Origin of the sequence: Mitsuokella jalaludinii DSM 13811, from assembly GCF_000702905.1 — a bacterium.
In the GTDB taxonomy this organism is placed as follows: Bacteria; Bacillota; Negativicutes; order Selenomonadales; family Selenomonadaceae; genus Mitsuokella; species Mitsuokella jalaludinii.
This window is the reverse complement of the sequence record NZ_JNKR01000002.1, coordinates 71146-90231: the sequence shown is the minus strand read 5'-3', so window position 1 is coordinate 90231 and position 19086 is coordinate 71146. Positions and strand designations below refer to the sequence as shown.

General features: G+C 58.9%; 14 protein-coding genes and 1 pseudogene. 4 read left to right on the top strand and 11 right to left on the bottom strand.

Annotated features, from left to right (window positions below; genetic code table 11):
* The first annotated feature begins 95 nt into the window (after nucleotides 1-95).
* Both T518_RS12405 and T518_RS11525 read left to right on the top strand, forming a co-directional pair.
* Nucleotides 96-1313, top strand: coding sequence for an NUDIX hydrolase N-terminal domain-containing protein (locus tag T518_RS12405; RefSeq protein ID WP_345938739.1), 1218 nt, complete (start codon nucleotides 96-98; stop codon nucleotides 1311-1313).
* 9 nt (nucleotides 1314-1322) lie between these two features.
* Nucleotides 1323-1454 (top strand): annotated as a pseudogene (locus T518_RS11525) (transposase); the annotation flags it as partial.
* A 709-nt stretch (nucleotides 1455-2163) separates the two neighbouring features.
* Here the strand turns inward: T518_RS11525 and nudC are convergent.
* From nudC to T518_RS02570, 4 genes are all read right to left on the bottom strand, one after another.
* Entirely contained in the window at nucleotides 2164-3003 is an 840-nt protein-coding gene (gene nudC / locus T518_RS02585) for an NAD(+) diphosphatase (protein WP_036374745.1), read from the bottom strand.
* Nucleotides 3004-3127: 124 nt separating this feature from the next.
* The gene (locus T518_RS02580; RefSeq protein WP_036374736.1) at nucleotides 3128-3760 is read right to left on the bottom strand and encodes an MBL fold metallo-hydrolase; all 633 of its coding nucleotides are present in this window, start codon (nucleotides 3758-3760) and stop codon (nucleotides 3128-3130) included.
* Nucleotides 3761-3808: 48 nt separating this feature from the next.
* Nucleotides 3809-4324, bottom strand: a complete 516-nt coding sequence (locus T518_RS02575) for an HD domain-containing protein (protein WP_036374733.1) — start codon at nucleotides 4322-4324, stop codon at nucleotides 3809-3811.
* Between the two features lie 56 nt (nucleotides 4325-4380).
* Nucleotides 4381-5283 (bottom strand): D-alanyl-D-alanine carboxypeptidase family protein, encoded by a 903-nt coding sequence (locus tag T518_RS02570; protein WP_244881936.1) that lies wholly within the window; start codon nucleotides 5281-5283, stop codon nucleotides 4381-4383.
* A gap of 300 nt (nucleotides 5284-5583) precedes the next feature.
* Between T518_RS02570 and lexA the strand changes: the two genes are divergently transcribed.
* Nucleotides 5584-6195: a transcriptional repressor LexA gene (lexA, locus tag T518_RS02565; RefSeq protein ID WP_036374730.1), complete on the top strand. Its 612-nt coding sequence runs from the start codon at nucleotides 5584-5586 to the stop codon at nucleotides 6193-6195.
* A gap of 146 nt (nucleotides 6196-6341) precedes the next feature.
* Here the strand turns inward: lexA and T518_RS02560 are convergent, their stop codons facing one another.
* The 4 genes from T518_RS02560 to T518_RS02545 are packed head-to-tail and all read right to left on the bottom strand — an operon-like array spanning nucleotide 6342 to nucleotide 11235.
* The gene (locus tag T518_RS02560) at nucleotides 6342-7592 is read right to left on the bottom strand and encodes a methionine gamma-lyase family protein (protein WP_036374729.1); all 1251 of its coding nucleotides are present in this window, start codon (nucleotides 7590-7592) and stop codon (nucleotides 6342-6344) included.
* A gap of 29 nt (nucleotides 7593-7621) precedes the next feature.
* Entirely contained in the window at nucleotides 7622-9478 is a 1857-nt protein-coding gene (gene hflX, locus T518_RS02555; RefSeq protein WP_036374726.1) for a GTPase HflX, read from the bottom strand.
* A gap of 15 nt (nucleotides 9479-9493) precedes the next feature.
* On the bottom strand, nucleotides 9494-10495 hold the full coding sequence (locus T518_RS02550; RefSeq protein ID WP_036374724.1) for a nucleoid-associated protein: 1002 nt from the start codon (nucleotides 10493-10495) through the stop codon (nucleotides 9494-9496).
* Nucleotides 10492-11235, bottom strand: coding sequence for a hypothetical protein (locus T518_RS02545; RefSeq protein ID WP_036374722.1), 744 nt, complete (start codon nucleotides 11233-11235; stop codon nucleotides 10492-10494). The genes T518_RS02550 and T518_RS02545 overlap by 4 nt, the downstream gene beginning before the upstream one ends.
* Nucleotides 11236-11468: 233 nt before the next feature.
* On the opposite strand from T518_RS02545, the gene T518_RS02540 reads away from it, so the two are divergent.
* Nucleotides 11469-12041, top strand: a complete 573-nt coding sequence (locus tag T518_RS02540) for a nitroreductase family protein (RefSeq protein WP_036374720.1) — start codon at nucleotides 11469-11471, stop codon at nucleotides 12039-12041.
* Between the two features lie 311 nt (nucleotides 12042-12352).
* On the opposite strand, the gene ligA is transcribed toward T518_RS02540, so the two are convergent.
* The 3 genes from ligA to T518_RS02525 form a co-directional block, all read right to left on the bottom strand.
* Nucleotides 12353-14386 (bottom strand): NAD-dependent DNA ligase LigA, encoded by a 2034-nt coding sequence (ligA, locus tag T518_RS02535; protein ID WP_415949893.1) that lies wholly within the window; start codon nucleotides 14384-14386, stop codon nucleotides 12353-12355.
* A 36-nt stretch (nucleotides 14387-14422) separates the two neighbouring features.
* Nucleotides 14423-16732, bottom strand: a complete 2310-nt coding sequence (gene pcrA / locus T518_RS02530) for a DNA helicase PcrA (protein WP_036374710.1) — start codon at nucleotides 16730-16732, stop codon at nucleotides 14423-14425.
* A gap of 123 nt (nucleotides 16733-16855) precedes the next feature.
* Nucleotides 16856-18508: a putative manganese-dependent inorganic diphosphatase gene (locus T518_RS02525; RefSeq protein ID WP_036374708.1), complete on the bottom strand. Its 1653-nt coding sequence runs from the start codon at nucleotides 18506-18508 to the stop codon at nucleotides 16856-16858.
* Nucleotides 18509-19086 lie beyond the last annotated feature (578 nt).

Genomic DNA, 19086 nt, shown 5'->3' with positions numbered 1-19086 from the left:
TCGCAACAAAAGGCATTTACTGTCTGGCCGTTGCGAGGGAATTTTTGCTATAATGACAAGGAGAGCCGTTCATCGTGACACAAGGAGGAAGAGAAATGGACCGTTTAGAAGAAATCCTGGCTGCCAACAAGGCATTTGTGGCCAATGGCAAGCATGACTATACAGAAGAGGATATTGCCGCGAGCAAGCTGCCGAAGAAGAAAATGGCGATTTTCACCTGCATGGACACGAGGCTGACGGAGATCCTTGAGCCGGCCATGGGCATCCAGCGCGGCGATGCCAAAATCATCCGCACGGTCGGCAACTACCTCACCGGCGAATTTGATGCGGTCATCCGCAGCCTGATGGTGGCTATCTATGAACTCGGCGTCGAGGAGATCTTTGTCGTCGGGCATTACGAGTGCGGCATGGCCAAGACAACGGCAGACAGCCTCGCCGCTGCGATGCGCGCGCATGGCGTGAGTGAGGGCGCTATTGCCAAGATTCATGGCGAACTCGAGACGTGGGCCAACGCGTTCCGCGATCCTGTCGAGAATGTCAAGGATGCTGTGGCCAAGATAGCCGGCAACCCGTATATCCCGAAGAACATTAAGGTACACGGCCTGATGATCCATCCCCGCACCGGGAAGCTCGATGTCATCCAGACGGCAGCAGACAAGCCTGTGTCTGGGGAGGCGGCAGGGCAGGAACCATCTTCAAAGCAGCGGTGGCTTGACTGGACCGTGAAAATCCAGAGCCTTGCACAAGCCGGCCTGCACTATGGGCGGGACCGGTTTGACCTTGAGCGCTATCAGGAACTGCGCGATATTGCCGCCGCAATGATGGCAGCGCAGGCAGATCTGCCGCTCGCAAAAGTCAAAGATCTCTTCTGCAATGAGACGGGCTATCAGACGCCCAAGATCGATACGCGCGCGGCCATTTTCCAGGAGGACAAGATCTTGCTCGTTCATGAAAGCACGGGAAAATGGTCTCTGCCAGGCGGCTGGTGTGATGTCGATCAGTCGGTCGCGGATAATACCATCAAAGAAGTCAAGGAAGAGGCTGGCCTCGATGTCGCCATCACCCGCGTCATTGCCATCGACGACTGGCGCAGACACAACCGATGCAACAATCCCTACGGGATTATCAAGATTTTCTCCCTCTGCAAGGTCCTAGGCGGCTCGTTCCATCCCAATATCGAGACCACCGAAGCGGCGTATTTTTCCGAGCAGGAACTGCCGCAAAACATCGCCCTCGAGAAAAACAGCCTCGACCAGATTCACCGCTGCTTTGCCGCACATCGTACGCCGGACTGGAAAACCACGATGGACTAAAACGCAGTGAATGTACACCTGCTGCTGGAGGTTGACCCGCAGTTCGGTATCCACAAAGCAGTAAAGACGATCAAGGGTAAAACGTCGAGGATACTTCGGCAGGAATTTCATTTATTTTTGCATTTCGAAAGGCTTCTTCCATGTCGGCTGCACAGGAAAGGTAACACACATTATAACGACAACTGGTTTATCTGGCAATGCGATCTGCCTCAACTACACTAAAATGAACTTAATAAAAAGGAAGTTGCTTCTGTAGCAACTTCCTTTTTGTTTTATCGTTTCAAGTGACGGATGGAATCATGATAGCCTGCAAGGAAGTCGGCAACATAAAATCACGTTAGTCACACAAAATAACCGTAAGGATTATCATCGAATGTTCAGCCATACACGAGATTACTTACACATTACTTCCGATAAGTATAAATTATCGGAAGTTTTATTTTAACCTAAAATCCTGGGAAAAACCGGCGGAAATCTATCCGCATCACCTTAAGTAATACCATATATATTACCATAAATACTTTGTAATACTTAGGTATGTATGGCAATACTTAAGTATTAAAAAAATGATTTCCCCTGCCGCTTGAGCGAATATGATTGCTCGGTGCTTTCTCGTAGGCGGTTTTCGATACAAGAAAGCCCCGCAGGATCGATGGTATTCGGTCATGCGGGGTTTGATTTAGGACTGTTGTCCGGATAATCCGGAGTTTCTTTTGTGCGGCAGCTGTCTGGCGGCCTGGCGGCCTGCTCTTGATGTAATGACGATAATGCTATCTGTTTATAGCATGTTATCGTATGCGATTGCATCGGCAGTGCCATCTTCTCACTTGCTGCAGGAATCGTGCTTTTATCAGCACGGTTCTCCTGCTTTGAAGCGGGCCATCATCTCGTTTGTGAGGCTCCAGTCGTCTGGCTGCAGGATGACGTCTTCTGGCTTTGCCCAGAAGGCGCGGCTGAGCTCTTCGCGGTCCATCTGGATGGTGTCGTCGCCGTCGAGGTCGCAGTAGAATCCGGCGAGGATGTCGGCGGCGCTGCCCCACGGCTGGGATTTGTAATAGCGGATGTTCTTGACCTTGAGGCCGACTTCTTCGGCGACTTCACGCTCGACCGTCTCTTCGAATGTCTCGCCGATCTCGGTGAAGCCTGCTATGAGCGCGTAGACGGTTGTGTCGCTGTGGCTTGCAGCGTAGCGCGTCAAAAGGATCTTTCCATTGTGCAGGACGCCGACGATGATGGCCGGGTTGATGCGCGGATAGATGACATGGTTGCACTTGGAGCAGCGCAGGGCGCGCTCTTTTGTGTCGAGGACGGTCGGCTGGCCGCAGACGCCGCAGAAGCGGTTCGTGTGGTACCAGCCGTAGAGGTGCAGGGCCGTGTAGAAGGCGTAGAAGCTCGGCAGCTTTGCCTCCTTGTTCTGACGGATGTTCTTGATGGGCTCGAAGGCAAAATCTGCCGGGATGACTGGTCTTTTTTCGCTGAGCAGCAGGAAGAATGCCTTCTTGCCGATCGTGAAGAGGTAGACGCAGCCGTCAGGGCGGCCGAGCTGGGCAAACGTCGGGAAGAGCTTTCCTTCATCCTGGCGCACAAGTACCGTGCGCGCGTCGAAGACGAATACGACGCTGTCATCCATCGGCTCAGCCGACGGCTTGTACTGGTTGTCGAGTTTCTTTGGTGCAATATCCTGGATCATGGGGATTCCTTTCTGTGACACTGTAGCTCTGTGCCCTATCCTGAGGCTCTGCGTTGTCCGGTGCGCGTACATGACGCATGCGGATGCCCGAGTCCCTCGCGTAAAATGTGTGTCAGGGCTGACGTTATACCAGATACCAGCTGCGCCCGCGCTCTTCTGCCGGTGTCGTCGGCGCTGAGTGGCCCGAGAGCAGCAAGGTGTCGTCGGGCAGTGTCAGGATGCGCTCGCGGATGCCGCGCAGCAGTGCCTCTTCATCGCCGCCGTACATGTCGGTGCGGCCGTAGCTGCCCTGGAAGATGGAATCGCCGACAAAGGCGGCCCCATCCTCTTTCGTGTAATAGATGACGCCGTCTGCTGTGTGGCCTGGCAGGTCGAGAAGCTCCAGCTGGAAGGACGGCTTCTCTTTGAGCGCGATGACAGCATGGTCTGCGAGATACGTGACATCCTTGAGCACGATGGGGTCCTCGGTCTGAGAAGAGAGGTTCCAGACGGGGTTCTCGGCGTAGAGCATCCCCTTCTCGCCCATATACACGGGGATCTGGAGTACCGCCTGCAGTTCGTTGACGGCGCCGATGTGGTCGAAATGGCCATGCGTCAGCAGGATGGCCTCAATGGTCAGGTCCTTCTCGCGGATGAGCTCGAGCAGTTTACCCGCCTGTGCGCCGGGGTCTATGAGGAAGCCGTGCTTCGTCTCATTGTCGGCGTAGATGTAGGCGTTGGTCGGGATGTACTTCGTGACAGTTGCCTGCAAGATCATGGGAGACTCTCCTTTCTGTTGTTTGTTGCCCGCTTCAGCAGATGGCGCTCAGTCAAGGCCGTAGACTGCATTGAGCATGGCCGTACCGCTCGTCGTGCGGAAGACTTTCTCGCGGAAGGTTTTGCATGCTTTGGCGGAAAGTTCATCCTCGTAGGCGTTGACGAGGAAGTCGGCTTCGAGCAGCAGTTGGTAGTCTGCCCCATCGACATCTTTATAGGTGTGATGATGGCCGATGAGGTAGCAGATGCGCTCGATCATGGCGTCCGGAATGCCAGAGACTTCTTCGAGCAGCTTGCGCGCAGGTGCTGGCCCCTCTTTTTCCTGGTAGATGCCTGCAGCGCTCCTGTACTTCGCCTCAGCGGCATGGATGCCGATGTCGTGCAGGATGGCGGCGAGCTCGAGCGTCTGCTGGACCTCTGCGCGCAGTCCTTCCTGGCGGCCGAGCAGGGCGGCATAGGTGTAGACTTTGAGGAAGTGCTGGATGCGCTTGGCATCACCGGCGTCAAAGGTGATCATCGCCTGCAGAACTTCATCGCGCTTCTTGGCAAAAGTTTCTTCTGTCATGGGTGTTCCTCTCTCCGGCTTTACAGTCGGCTCGATTTCATGGTATATCCGTTGCATCAGTGAACTGCGGCAGTGGCCTGCGAAAGCGCAGGGTCAGCTGTTGTCTCGCTGTCAGCTACTGCTTTTGCGGCCTCTTCTTCCTGCTCGAAGCCGTAGTCGAGCAGAGCGGCGGCTTCACTGAAGCGCGTCTCGTCGTCGTCGGAATGCATGACGACGGCGATGAGCTCTTTGTCACCGCGCTTGGCCGCGGCGCTCAGGCAGCCGCGTGCGGCGCTTGTCCAGCCCGTCTTGATGCCCGTGCAGCCCGGATACGATTCGAGCAGCTCATTCGTGTTGCGACAATATGTCTTGTGGCCCTGCGGCGCGATGTAGTAGATGTTCTTTGCCTTCGTGCCGACAATCTGGCGGAAGGCGTCGTTGTGCATGGCGTAGGCGGCAATCTTGGCCATGTCGCGCGCTGTCGAGTAGTGGTTGGCGTCCGGCATGCCGTTCATGTTGACGAAATGCGTGTTGACGGCACCGATTGCCTGCGCCTTCTCATTCATCATCGCGGCGAAGGTGGCTTCATCTCCGCCGACTGCCTCCCCGACGGCCGTCGCTGCGCCGTTGTCAGAGATCATCATCATCTGCTGCAGGATGTCGGCCATGCGCAGGGTGTAGCCCGGATAGAGGCGCGTGCACTCGACATCGGCTGCATAGCGGCTGACGGTGACGAGCTGGTCGGGACTGCTCGTCTCAAGCGCGAGGATGCAGGTCATCATCTTCGTCATGCTGGCCGGGTATTCGCGCTTGTCAGCGTTCTTCTCATAGAGCACCTGCCCCGTCGCCTCGTCGATGACGATGGCGGCGTCTGCCGTGATGTCCGGCGCCGCGGCCATGGCAACGGCCGACCAGACGAGCAGCAGCACGAGGCTCAGCAGTGCGGTATAGATTCGTTTACAAGATTTCAAGATGTTCATGCTCCAATCCGTCCCCCTCTTTCGGCAATTCCAGGCAAGATGCCGCCAGGGACTCTTCCTGCATTATAGCTTCATCGTCTGGCATCGTCAAATTTTTCCCAATCCCTTTGAAGACATTTTGAAGACTTTCCGACCCCTTCGCATTCATGGCTCTCAGGATGACTCACCCATGCGGCTGGCTCCTCGATTTCCGCTAATATTCATAAAACTCTTTTTTTTCGAACATACATATGCTATAATAGAGAACAGAACGAAACAAATGGACTGATGACGCAATCGGATAGATAAGGGGGATGTATTATGCGCAAGACGAGCAAATCAAGTGACCGCCAGAAAGAGATTTTCCAGTTCATCAAGGCTTTCCTGCTCGAGAAGGGCTATCCGCCTTCCGTAAGGGAAATCGGCGAGGCTGTCGGGCTCAAGTCGAGCTCAACGGTCCACAGTTACTTGTCGCGCCTCGAGGCCAATGGCATGATCAAGCGCGACCCGACGAAGCCGCGCGCTATCGATATCCTCGACGAGCGCCCGTGGCGCCAGAATGTGCCGGTGCCGATGCTCATCGGCATCCACAAGGGTGCGGCACTCTTTGACGAGAAGAATTTCAGCGACGTCTACTCCTTCCCGCAGGAACTGCTCGCTACCCACAAGAAGACGTACCTCGTGCGCATGCCGGATGATGGCCTGCGGGAAGCGGGCATCGCAGAGGGTGACTTTCTCTTCATCACGCCGCAGGAATTTGCCAATGACTTCGACCTTGTCGTCGCAGAAGTGGACAGGCGCTCAACCGTGCGCTACTTCCGCCAGGACCAGAAAGGGACCTACCTCCTGAAGAGCCGCGAGGAAGAGGCAGAGCCGTGCCCAAGCGTGGTCACGGTCCTCGCCCGCGTGATCAGTGTCTACCATAAGATCTGAATCAGGATTGCTCTGCAGTGCGGGACGAACAGGCAGACAAAAATAACGATAACAATATAACAACATGACAACAAAAAACGGCGTCTGTCCGAGCGTGTATGTTCTCGGGCAGACGCCGTTTGATATTGCCGTATCGTATCTCTGTGTCAATCCGTTTCGTCGAGGTCAAGGACGGCCTGTGCGGCGCCCATGATGCCGATGATGGCGTGCTCGAAGGTCAGGCCACCCTGCAGGTAGACGTTGTAGGGTGCGCGCAGCGGGCCGTCGGCACTGAACTCGATGGAAGCGCCCTGCACGAAGGTGCCTGCCGCCATGATGATCTTGTCGGCGTAGCCCGGCATGTCCCACGGCTCCGGGGCGGCGAAGGAGTCGACCGGCGAGTACTTCTGGATGCCGCCGCAGAAGGCGATGAGCTTGTCGGCGCTGCCGAGCTCGATGGCCTGGATGATGTCGCCGCGCACGTCCGTCGGCAGCGGCAGCGTCTTGTAGCCGAGCTTGGCGAACATGCCCGCTGCGAAGATCGCGCCCTTGATGGCCTGTGAGACGACGTGCGGCGCGAGGAAGAGGCCCTGGAACAGCAGGCGGTTGTTCGAGAGGCTCGCGCCGAGCTCGTCGCCCATGCCCGGTGCCGTCAGGCGGTACGAGGCGAGCTCGACGAGGTCGTCGCGGCCGACGATGTAGCCGCCGGTCGGCGCGATGCCGCCTCCTGGATTCTTGATGAGGGAGCCCGCCATGATGTCGGCCCCTGCCTGCGTCGGCTCTTCGTAGTCGACGAACTCGCCGTAGCAGTTGTCGACGAAGCAGATGCAGTCGGGCTTGATGCGGTGGACTTCCGTTGTGATGGCGCGGATGTCCTCGATGGAGAGCGGGCTGCGCATGCTGTAGCCGCGCGAGCGCTGGATCTCGACCATCTTCGTCTTGTCGGTGATGACGTCCTTGATGTGCGCCATGTCGACTTTGCCCGCGACCATCGGCAGCTCGTTGTAGAGCACACCGAATTCCTTGAGGGAGCCGGGGCTCGGGTTGTCGTAGCCGATGACCGTCTGCATCGTGTCGTACGGCTTGCCCGTCAGCGAGACGAGCTCGTCGCCGGGGCGCAGGATGCCGAAGAGCACCGTCGCTAGCGCGTGCGTGCCCGAGACGAACTGCGTGCGCACGAGCGCGCGCTCTGCGCCGAAGATCTTCGCGTAGAGCTCTTCGAGCTTGCCGCGGCCGATGTCGTCGTAGGCATAGCCCGTCGTCGTGTTGAAGTGGGCGTCGGAGACGCGGCACTCGCGCATGGCATCGAGTACCTTCAGCGTGTTGGCCTCGGCCACATCCTCGATGTGCGCAAAGAGCGGTTCGGATTCCTTGAGGACCTCGCGCTTGAGATCCGTGATTTTCTTGGAAAATGACATGGAAATACTTACCTCACAGTCTATTACAGTTATTCATTGTCGGGGTGGACTTCATAGGGCTCGAAGCGCGCCCGCTTCGAGGCGGGCAGGCTGACCTTGACGAGTGTGCCCGCTTCCGTGTAGTCTGTCTCGCGGACGGCGTGGAGATCGTGCAGCTCCGTCAGCAGCCGTCCTTTGGCAAAGGGAATCAGGAGTTCCATCCGGACTTGCTGCTCAGAGAAGAATCGTTCGATGAGCCGCTGGAGCTCGTCGAGGTTGGCGCCCGTCTGAGCGGAGACGCAGATGCCCTCGCGGCCGTGCAGCATCATGGCCTCCTGCGCTGGCGTCAGTCCCTCCCCTGCCCGCTCGTCCGTCTCGGTGCCGGACGCTTTGAGGCGGTCGGCCTTGTTGAAGACGTAGAGCGTCGGCTTTGAGACGGCATCGAGCTCCTTGAGAACCTCGACGACTGACTCGATCTGCTGCTCGTAGTTCTCGTTGCTGCAGTCGACGACGTGCAGCAGGAGGTCGGCTTCCTGCACCTCCTCGAGTGTCGCGCGGAAGGCCTTGACGAGCGTGTGCGGCAGCTTCTGGATGAAGCCGACGGTGTCGGTCAGGAGGATTTCCTGCTTCTCGGGCAGGATGAGGTGGCGCGTCGTCGGGTCGAGTGTCGCGAAGAGCTTGTCCTCGGCAAAGACTTCCGAGCCCGTGAGTCGGTTCAAGAGTGTCGACTTGCCCGCGTTAGTGTAGCCGACGAGGGCGACGAGCGGGATGCGCGAGAGCTTGCGGCGGCGACGGTGCAGGTGGCGGTTCTTCTGCACGGCATCGATCTGGGACTCGAGGTCGTGGATGCGCGCGTAGATGCGGCGTCGGTCGACTTCGAGCTTCGTCTCGCCGGGGCCGCGCGTGCCGATGCCGCCTCCGAGGCGCGAGAGCACGAGGCCCTGGCCGCCGAGGCGCGGCAGGTTGTACTGGAGCTGTGCGAGCTCGACCTGCAGCTTGCCCTCTTTCGTGCGGGCGCGCTGCGCGAAGATGTCGAGGATCAGCGCCGTGCGGTCGATGACCTTGATGCCGAGCATCTGCTCGAGGTTGTGCTGTTGTGACGGAGTGAGCTCGTCGTCGAGGATCAGGAGTGTCGCGTCGCGGTTCTGGACTTCCATGGCGATCTCGGCGACCTTGCCGCGCCCGAGGAAGAAGGCGGCGTCGGGCTTCTCGCGGCGCTGGATGAAGGTGCCGACGATGGTGGCGCCCGCCGTGTCGGCGAGGCGCGCGAGCTCGGCCATCGACTCGTCGACGGGCCAGAGCGTCCTGCCGCAGTCGAGTCCGGCGAGCAGGGCGCGCTCTTCCTCATCTTCGGTCGACTTCGTGCTGCGCGCGCTGAGCTTCTTGTTGATCGTCGTGATGAGATACGTCAGGTTGATTGTGTGCAGGGCGCGCTCCGGCAGCGGGCCGACGCTGCTGAGCTGCTCCGTGCCGTCCTCAGCGCAGTCGCCGGTGAAGAAGCCGAGCGAGCCGACAATCTCCCCCGCCTTGTCTGCGCGAAAGCCGATGGCTGCCATGCAGTCGAAGCGCAGGCGGCGCAGCGACGAGAAGTCGGGCTCACTGAGGCGCGTGTCGCCGCTCGGATGCGTGTGGATACAGCGGATGCCCGTGAGCTTGCCCTCGGCGCGGCGCGACTTGAACTCCGGCAAGTCGACCGTGTCGGTGTCGCCGACCGACACCTGCAGGACCTTGCCCCGGCGGTTCAGGTAGACGGCGACCTCGCGGCCGAGCAGCTCCGTGACCTCGAGCATCTCTGCATTGAGTTCGTGCGTCGAGAGCTGGCCAATCGGCACAGTCAGCTCGTAGAGCGCCTCGAGACGCTTGACGATATACTGTTTGATGTTCTGGATCTCTCCATTGATCTGCATAGGACACCTCATGGGTCAACCGCGGTTGACGATATTCGATATGTGCTTGAGCGTGATAGAAAGCGTGCCGTCCTCATTGTTGTTGAACTCGACGAACTCTGTATTGTCGAAGTAGTCCGTCGGGATGGTCAGCTCGATGCCCGTGTCGGTCTTGAGCTTGTGGCGGCTGACCTTCTTGAGCGTCGCCTCCGGGTCCATCTGGACGGGCTCTGTGATGCCCGCATCGCGGATGGCCGTGTCGAGCTCCTGCTGCATGGCGGGATTGTCCTGGAAGATCTCCTTGCCCGCCTCCTGCAGGTCGAGCTCCGCGCCCTTCTGCATCGTCTCGGCCACGTAGCTCTTGACGGCGGCTTCGGCCATGACCTTGTCCTGGCCGAACGACTCGGCGACCTGGGCGGCCGCCTTGCTGAGGTTCTTCATCGCTTCCTTCGGCGAGGGCGTCAGACTGCACTCGAGCAGGACTTCCGGCAGCACGAAGACGGCGTCGCCGTCGAGCGTGTACTTCTTGGCTGCCGTCTTGATGGCCTTCGTCCGGCCGTTGATGAAGGCGAACTCGTCGATCTTCTGCGAGAGGTTCGGCATGATGGAATAGTGGTTGATGATCTCGTTCTGGATGCCGTCCTCCGTCTGGTTGACCTGGTGCGTGAAGCCGATGTGGCTGTTGCTGCGCAGGATGACGAGGTACGGCACCTCGTCGATGCTCGCCTGTGCGACGATGACATCGGATGCGGGCATCTCCTCGGCGTGTGTCAGGGCGTCGTCGAGTGTCTTGGCAATCGCCTTGCTTAGGGCGACGAAGTCGAGCGTTCCCGACTCGTAATCCTGCAGCTCTTTGAGGAAGGCGCTGTCCTCGCAGAAAGTGCCTGGCTTGGCGTCCTGGCTGCCCCAGGCGCGCTCGACGTGCTTCAAGAGCCACGTCTCGACGCTGTCCTTGACAGGAAGCTCCGCATCCGAATAGACCGTCACACCAGAATGGAAGTCGAGGATGTGAAGGATGGCCTTCTCGATGATAATCATGATTGTTCCTCCCCTGTGCACGGTCCTTCAGCGGATGCCTTTGCCTTTTTCGCAGCATCTTCTGCCTCGGCGCGGCGTCGGACTTCCTGCAGGCGCGGCACGAGGTAGGTCTGCAGGCGCTCCTCGAGCTCCGGCAGGGTATTCGAGTCGAAGTCGTAGTTGACGTCCGGGATATTCCAGATGCGGGCCTCGCTGAAGAACTCATCGCGGTAGATGTTGAAGTAGACCGTCACGCTACTCTCGAGCGCGAAGTCGACGTAGTCGATGATGATGTACGAGCCGTTGTTGATCTTGACGGGATAGGCGGGCCGGATGAAGAGCGAGAAGCCCTCGAGCGTCTCTGGCAGTTCATTGCCCGTCTTCCACGTGAGGATCTCCTTGGCGCGCACGATGCTCGAGATGCTGGCCGGGTCAAACGTCTCGAGTTCCGCGAGCAGGGACTCGAGCTGCGCTTTGAGCAATGCTTCAAAGACGGCAAAGTCCGCCGTGATGAACTCGATGCGGCAGAGCTCGATGAGCCCGATCTTGATGCGCAGCTTGTACTCGTGCGTCTCCTCGTGGAAATACGCCGTCGCGCTCTTGTGCAGCGATTCGCTCTCATACGTGAAGATGTCGTAGCAGTCGCCGAGCGGCTCCTCGATGCGGCGCAGCGCGAAGCCATGCCAGCTGTCCGGCAGCTTCTCCAGGTATTCCCAGCCGTCGAGCTCCTGTCGCACCTTCTCGATTGTCTCTTCTTTCATCTGCACACCCCTCTCGTTTCCCAAGATACTGTTTCGGCCTTATCAGCAATACTTTATTATAACAGTCCTCTGCGCTCGTTTCAACTGCGGCAAGGCTTTCGCGCCATGTTGTAAGTTTTATATTGACAAGTGAGAATGATTATACTATACTAATCATAAATCAAGGATATCGTCTGTATGAATGCTACGATATCACAGCACAAGAAGAATCAAGAGAAAAGAGGAGAAACACCATGGGTATCCAGGAATCGCTGGCCAAGCGCCGCACGTACTACAACATCAACAAGGAACTGCCGGTCGCAGAGGAAGAAGTCGTCGCGCTCGTCGAGAACACGACGGAGCTCGTGCCGGATGCGTTCAACATGAAGAGTGCCCGCGTGATTGTCGTGACGAAAGCAAAGCAGGATGAACTCTGGGACGCCATCTACGAGGCTTTCGGCGGCAAGGTCGCCCGCGAGAAGATTGATAGCTTCAAGGCGGGCTACGGCACGCTGCTCTACTTCTACGACGAGGACGTCGTCAAGGGCCTCCAGGAGCAGTTCCCGCTCTATGCGGCAAACTTCCCGATCTGGGCACAGCAGGCCAACGGCATGCTGCAGATCAGTATCTGGACGGCACTGCGCGAGCTCAACATCGGCGCCAACCTCCAGCACTACAACCCCGTCATCGACGAGACGGTCAAGAAGATGTTCTCGGTGCCGGATTCCTGGAAGCTCATCGCCCAGATGCCGTTCGGTGGCATCGCCGCTGAGCCGCAGGCAAAGGACAAGGAAGACATCAAGGCCCGCGTCAAGGTCTTTGGCTGAGTCCTGTATCTTCATGATCTTCATAGGAACAAGCAATAAAAAGCTCCGCAGCATGCGTATCGCTGCGGAGCTTTTTGTTGAGAGAACGGCGCCAGTCGGCTCATGTTTCCGTGCCAGCCGACTGCTTCCCACTGCCGCTCTCATAGATAGGTCCGTTCGCCCTTAGGACCCACCTCTTATCTAGGCCCAACAAGAAAGGAGACTGTAAGGATTGCGGTAATCCTTACAGTCTTTACTATAACAGAGATTGCTCAGAAAATCAAGAGCAATATGGATAGAATCGAAAGAATACAGTTGTAAACAATCGCGAATCAAATGTCCGACTGCCCGACGAGTGCCATAAGGCCTGCTTCATCGAGGATGGCGATGCCGAGGGCGGTCGCCTTCTGCAGTTTGCTGCCGGCCGCCTCGCCGGCGACGAGATAGTCTGTCTTCTTGGAGACAGAGCCTGCGATGCGCCCGCCGTGGCTCTCGATGAGCGCGGCAGCATCTTTGCGACTCAGGCTCGGCAGCGTGCCCGTGATGACGAAGGTCTTGCCGGCGAGCTTCTCGTCGACGAGGCCCGTGTTCTCGAGCGTGAAATTGACGCCCGAGGCGCGGAAGGATTCGAGAATCTTCTGGCTGGCTGGATCGCGGAAATACTGCACGATGGCCCTCGCGCTGATCTCGCCCATGTCGCGGACCGCGAGGATCTCCTCTTCGGAGGCCTTGGCCAGCGCATCGATGGAGCCAAAGTGCAGCATGAGCTCGCGGGCGGCCGTGCGGCCGATGCCCGGGATGCCGAGTCCCGTCAGCAGGCGCTGCGGCTCATTCTTTTTGCTCGCCTCGATGGCCGTGAGGACCTTGTCGGTGTTCTTCTCCTTGCCGATGATGCCCTTCTCGATGAGTTCTTCGCGCCTGTCTGCCAGGTGATAGAGGTCGGCAATCGTCGTGATGCAGCCTTCTTCGATCAAGCTGTGGATGGCCGCCTCGCCGAGGCCTTTGATGTCCATGGCCGTGCGGCCGACGAAATTGAGGATGTGGCTCTCGAGCTGGGCCGGGCAGCTCGGATTCTGGCACTTGATGTCAGAGGTGTCCGGCTCGCGCACGGCGGGCGCGCCGCAGACGGGGCAAGTCGTGCCGATGACAAAGGGCTCTGCGCCAGCTGGACGCTTCTCCTTGACGACTTCCTTGACCTTCGGGATGATTTCGCCCGACTTGTAGACGCGCACCGTGTCACCGATGCGCACATCGAGGTTGTCGATGAAGTCCTGGTTGTGCAGCGTCGCGCGCTCGACTGTCGTGCCGCAGAGCCGGATCGGGTCGAAGACGGCCGTCGGCGTGATGCGCCCCGTGCGGCCGACGGAGAGCTCGATCTTGCGGATGACCGTCTCCTTCTCCTCCGGCGGGTACTTGTAGGCAATCGCCCAGCGCGGTACCTTGGCCGTCGCACCGAGCTTCTCGCGGTCGGCGAGGTTGTTGAGCTTGACGACGGCACCGTCGATGTCGTAGGGCAGATTGCCGCGGTTCTCGCCGATGGCCGTGATGGCCTGCCATACTTCTTCAGCCGTGCGGCAGACCTTGTAGCCGTGGATGACCTTGATGCCCTGCTTCTTCATGAACGCATACGCCTCGGTGTGCGTCGTGAACTGACGGCCGCGGGCCGTCTGCAGGTTGAAGATGAAGAGTGAGAGATGGCGCTCTTTCGTGATGCGGCTGTCGAGCTGACGCAGCGTTCCCGCGGCACAGTTGCGCGGATTGGCAAAGGGCTTCAGCCCCAGGAGCTCCTGGCGTGCGTTGACCGCCGCAAAGGCCGCCTTCTCCATGTAGACTTCGCCGCGGATCTCGAAGTACGGCAATTTATCCTTGAGCTTCTTCTTGACATCGCGGATGACCTTGGCGTTCTCTGTGACGTCCTCGCCCTGCACGATGCCGTCGCCGCGTGTGATGGCGCGCACGAGCACGCCGTCCTCGTAGCGCAGCGCCATCGAGAGGCCGTCGATCTTCTCCTCGACGACGAATTCCGGATTGTCGAGTTCCTGCTGCAGGCTCTCGACAAAGGCGAAGATCTCTTCTTTGCTGAAGACATCCTGCAGTGAGAGCATCGGCACATCGTGACGGACGAGCACGCCGGCCGTGCGGCGCGCCTGGCCGCCGACGACCTGCGTCGGCGAGTTCTTGGTGATGAGCTCCGGGTATTTCGCCTCGATGGCCTTGAGGCGCAGCATGAGCTGGTCGTACTCGTAATCCGAGATCTCGGGATTGTCCTCATTGTAATAGCGGTTATTGTGGTAGCGGATGACCTTGCGGAGCTCGGTGAGCTCCTTCTTGACCGCCTGGATGGACTCCGGTATATCTGCCATCATGATCACTCCTTCCCCCTGGTTTCCTGTCGTTCTGTCTCATGCCTTGGTGATTGGGGCGTACTTCTGCATGAGGCCTTTGACGCCCTGGCCCGGGAAGGCAATCTTGAGCTCGACTTCTTCGCCGCTGCCCTTGACGGAGACGACGGTACCGACGCCCCACTTGCCGTGGCGCGCCTTATCGCCGACCTTCCACTTGATGCTCGTGTCGGGGCGGATGACGCCGGCGGCTGCGGGGCGCGCACTGCTCTGGCGCTCGCGCAGGGCCTCCATCGCCTCGAGGGCCGACTGCGGCTTGCCCGCGAAGTGCGTGCCCGTCCCCATCTGGCTGGCGCTCGGTCGGAAGCTCATGAAGCCCGAGCGCTGCTGCGCGCCGTAGTGGTTGGCGTTGGCGAAGCCATAGGCATTGGCGCGCGGCACGAGGCGCTCGACGTACTCGTCCGGGATCTCCTTGAGGAAGCGCGAGGGCGGGAAGGCCTGCGTCTTGCCGTAGATCGTGCGCTGGCGCGCGTTCGTCAGGTAGAGCTTGCGCTGCGCGCGCGTGATGCCGACATAGCAGGTGCGGCGCTCTTCCTCGATCTCATCGGGGTTCATGAGCGTGCGCGAATGCGGGAAGAGGCCCTCCTCCATGCCGATCATGAAGACAATGGGGAACTCGAGGCCCTTGGCCGAGTGCAGCGTCATGAGCGTCACGCGGTCGTCCTCGATGTCGGCGTTGTCGATGTCGGAGACGAGCGAGAGCTGTGAGAGGAAGGTCTCGAGGTTCGGGTTCTCCTCCGACTTCTCGAAGTCGCGCGCGACGCCGATGAATTCCTTGAGATTCTCGATGCGCGACTCGTTCTCCGTCTTCTTGTCGGCTTTGAGCTCCGCGAGGTAGCCCGAGTCCTTGAGCACCTTGTCGATGAGATCGTCGAGCTTCATGTTCATGTGGGTGTTCATGAAGTTGAAGATGAAGGTCGTGAAGAGCTCCAAGGGCTTCTTGACGCGCGCCGTGATGCCCGGGATGGCGTCGAGCACCTCCGGATTCGAGATGACGTCAAAGAGCGAGAGCTCCTGCTCTTCGGCAAAGGCCGTGAGCTTCGCCATCGTCGTCGCGCCGAGGCCGCGCTTCGGCACGTTGATGATGCGCATGAGGCTCACGGTATCGAGCGGGTTGTAGATGACGCGCAGGTATGCGAGGATGTCCTTGATCTCCTTGCGGTCGTAGAACTTGAGGCCGCCGACCATCGTGTACGGGATCCCCGAGCGCATGAATGTCTCCTCGATGATGCGCGACTGGGCGTTCGTGCGGTAGAGGATGGCGATGTCGCCGTACGAGGCGTTGAAGATCGTGCGCTGCTTCGTGATGGTCGTCGTGATGAACTGCGCCTCGTCGCGCTCGTCCATCGCCTGATACGAGGTCAGCTTCTCGCCCGTCGCGTTCTCCGTCCAGAGTTCCTTGGGCTTGCGGTTGATATTGTGCTCGATGACGGCATTGGCCGCCGCGAGGATGTTCTTCGTCGAGCGGTAGTTCTGCTCGAGCTTGATGACTGTCGCCTCCGGGTAGTCTTTCTCGAAGTCCATGATGTTGCGGATGTCGGCGCCGCGCCAGCCGTAGATGGACTGGTCGGCATCGCCAACGACGCAGAGGTTGTGGTGGCGCGCAGCGAGGATCTTCGTGAGCTGGTACTGGGCGCCGTTCGTGTCCTGGTACTCATCGACGAGGATGTAGCGGAAGCGTCCTTGATACTTGGCGCGGATGTCTTCATTCTCCTCGAGCAGCACGACGGAGATCATCAGCAAATCGTCGAAGTCGAGCGCGTTGTTGTTGCGCAGCTTCGCTGCATAGAGGCGGTAGATCTCGGCAATCTTCTTCTGGTGGAAGTTGTCGGCGTCGCGCTCCATGGCCTTCGGCCCCATGAGCTGGTTCTTGGCGTTCGAGATCGCATTCTGGACGCTCGCGGGCGTGAACTGCTTGTCGTCGAGATTCATCTCCTTGAGGCATTCCTTGATGACGGTCTGGCTGTCGGACGAATCGTAGATGACGAAATTGCGCTTGTAGATGTCCGTCGCCTCAATCTCGCGGCGCAGGAAGCGCGCGCAGAACGAGTGGAATGTGCTGAGCCAGACATCCTTGGCGGCATCGCCGATCATGCGGTCGACGCGCTCGCGCATCTCTGTCGCCGCCTTATTGGTGAAGGTGATGGCCAGGATGCTGTACGGTGCGACACCCTGCGCCAAGAGGTTTGCGATGCGGCAGGTCAGCACTTTCGTCTTGCCCGAGCCGGCACCTGCCATGATGAGCAGCGGTCCTTCCGTATGCGCGACAGCCTTCTTCTGTGCGGGGTTCAAGCCACTGAAAATATCCAATAGTATCCTCCAATCTGTATCATCGGTTCTTCTGTTCTATCGATAGGAAAGCCTTCCCCCCGGTGCGGACGCACCGGGGAGAAGGCTCTGTTTGTTTCAAGCATGATGCGCGCTGCGCGGCAGTCAGTTCTTGCCGATGCGCTTGACGGCCTCGGAGAGAGGCGGGATGACCTGTTTCTTGCGGCTCATGACGCCCGGCAGGTAGATGTGCGTGCCGCTAGCGTCCTTCTTGAAGGCCTCGCCGATGAGCGTCTTTGGCGAACCCGTGAAGAGCAGGTACGTCGCTTCCTGCAGGATGTCCGTGACCATGACGAGGCTGAGGTCGAAGCCCTCCTTGTCGCAGATGTTCTGCATCGCTTCGATGAGCTGCGGCTCGAGATCCATGACTTCCTTCGGGTCCATGACCGAGATCTGGCTGACGATGACGCGGTAGTCGCCGATCTGGAACTCCTTGAGGTCGTTCTTGGCGATCTCAGCCGGCGTCATGTCGCCGATGCCGGAACCAGCCTTGAGCATCGCCATGCCGTATTCCTGGATATCGACGCCGGCGATCTCAGCGAGGCGCTCTGCCGTCTTCTTGTCGTACGGCGTGCAGGTCGGGCTCTTGAAGAGGACCGTATCCGAGAGGATGGCCGAGAGCAGGAGGCCTGCGATGGATGCCGGGATGTCGACATCATTCTGCCAGTGCATGTTCGCGACGATCGTGGCCGTGCAGCCGACCGGCTCAGCATGCGTGAAGATCGGCTCGCTCGTCTGGATGCCGCCGAGGCGATGGTGGTCGATGATCTCGAGGATCTTGGCTTCCTCGATGCCCTCGACGGCCTGGCCGCGCTCATTGTGGTCGACGAGGATGACGCGGTCGCGCTCCGGCAGCATGAGGTTGTCGCGGCTGACGAGGCCGACAAGGCGGCCGTTCTCGAGGACCGGGTAGTTGCGGTAGTTCGTCTCCTCCATCGTGCCCTTGATGTCCGAGAGCAGGTCGAGCGGCTTGAAGCAGACCGGGTCCGGATGCATGATGCGGCGGATCGGCACGCACTGGTTGATCAGGCGGGCTACCGTATACGTGTCATACGGCGTCGAGAGGACGAAGATGTGCTTTGCCTCAGCGGCTTCGATGACATCAGCCGAGACGCGGCCATTGCCCGTGATGATGAGGCAGGAGATGCCCTGATCGACGATGTCGATGAGCGTCTCATCGTGGCGGTCGCCTACGAGCACGATGTCGTTTTTCTCGACCGTGTCCTGGATCATCTTGATCGAGCCGGCAGCGATGCGGATCTTGCCGTGGATGAAGTCGCTCTCATTGCCCGAGACGAGCACCTTGCTGTCCGTTGCTGCGATGATGTCGCGATAGCGCACGCGCATCTCCGATAGATCCTGCATGCTGAGCTCCTGGAAATAGCGCTTCGCGAGGTCCGATACCGTGACGATGCCGACGAGAATGCCCTTGCTGTCCGTGACCGGCACCGATTTGAGGTCATGGCCGCGCATGACTTCGCCGAGATGGCGCAGCGTGTCGTGCTGGCGGACGACGATCTTGCAGTCGAGCGTGACATCCTTGACGCGCGGATAGAGATCCGAAAGCAGCAGCGGCTGCTCGACGTGGAAGTAGTCGAGCGCGTATTTCGTCTCCGCATTGACCTTGCCGGCGCGTGCCGGGACTGCGTTGAAGCCAAGTGCCTGCTTCAGGTGCGCATAGCCGATGGCCGAGCAGATGGAATCCGTATCCGGATTGCGATGACCAATGACATAGATTGGTTTCGTGCTTTTCGTCATATTCTATTTCCTCCTAAATATGAAAGCGGGAGTTCCCGTTTTTATACGAATTAGTCTATGTATCATTATAATCAATATTTGCGCGTGCGTCTAGGGGGCGGCAGTGAGAAAAGAAGAAGCTGCGGGGATGGGAAGGCGGAAAGGGCTGCCCCTAAGCTCCGCGTGGCCGGCTGCTAAACTTATTTTTTACCTTTTAACGCATCCTTGCGGGAAGCTAAACGCGCTCCGCTTGAACGACGCTTCCCTGCAAGGGTTCTGGCTGGCAAAAAATAAGTTCTTAACGCAGACGGCCAAAGCTCCGCTTAGTGACAGCCCTTTCCTTACTTCCAGCAGACTGGCTTCACGCTTCTTTGTTTTCTTCGTTGCGCAAAATTCGCTGCGCTCTTTTGCGAGGGGAAAGAGAGGGGGCAGGCCGGCGCGGAGCGTTTGACATTCGGCGTAAAAAACGGATTTTTTGCCCGCCAAAAACCTTGCCAAAGAGCGTCCGTCCAAACGAAGTGCGTTTAGCTCTTTGGTAAGGATAAATTATAAGGCAAAAAATCCGTTTAGCCGAATGTCACCGCGGAGCGCAGGACTGT

Coding starts and splice junctions, on each gene's coding strand:
- T518_RS02560 (WP_036374729.1), bottom strand. CDS start 7,592: ATGTCATTTTCCAAGAAAATCACGGATCTCAAGCGCGAGGTCCTCAAG.
- nudC (WP_036374745.1), bottom strand. CDS start 3,003: ATGATCCAGGATATTGCACCAAAGAAACTCGACAACCAGTACAAGCCG.
- lexA (WP_036374730.1), top strand. CDS start 5,584: ATGCGCAAGACGAGCAAATCAAGTGACCGCCAGAAAGAGATTTTCCAG.
- T518_RS02550 (WP_036374724.1), bottom strand. CDS start 10,495: ATGATTATCATCGAGAAGGCCATCCTTCACATCCTCGACTTCCATTCT.
- T518_RS02570 (WP_244881936.1), bottom strand. CDS start 5,283: ATGAACATCTTGAAATCTTGTAAACGAATCTATACCGCACTGCTGAGC.
- T518_RS02580 (WP_036374736.1), bottom strand. CDS start 3,760: ATGATCTTGCAGGCAACTGTCACGAAGTACATCCCGACCAACGCCTAC.
- ligA (WP_415949893.1), bottom strand. CDS start 14,386: ATGATGGCAGATATACCGGAGTCCATCCAGGCGGTCAAGAAGGAGCTC.
- T518_RS02545 (WP_036374722.1), bottom strand. CDS start 11,235: ATGAAAGAAGAGACAATCGAGAAGGTGCGACAGGAGCTCGACGGCTGG.
- T518_RS12405 (WP_345938739.1), top strand. CDS start 96: ATGGACCGTTTAGAAGAAATCCTGGCTGCCAACAAGGCATTTGTGGCC.
- T518_RS02575 (WP_036374733.1), bottom strand. CDS start 4,324: ATGACAGAAGAAACTTTTGCCAAGAAGCGCGATGAAGTTCTGCAGGCG.
- T518_RS02540 (WP_036374720.1), top strand. CDS start 11,469: ATGGGTATCCAGGAATCGCTGGCCAAGCGCCGCACGTACTACAACATC.
- T518_RS02525 (WP_036374708.1), bottom strand. CDS start 18,508: ATGACGAAAAGCACGAAACCAATCTATGTCATTGGTCATCGCAATCCG.
- hflX (WP_036374726.1), bottom strand. CDS start 9,478: ATGCAGATCAATGGAGAGATCCAGAACATCAAACAGTATATCGTCAAG.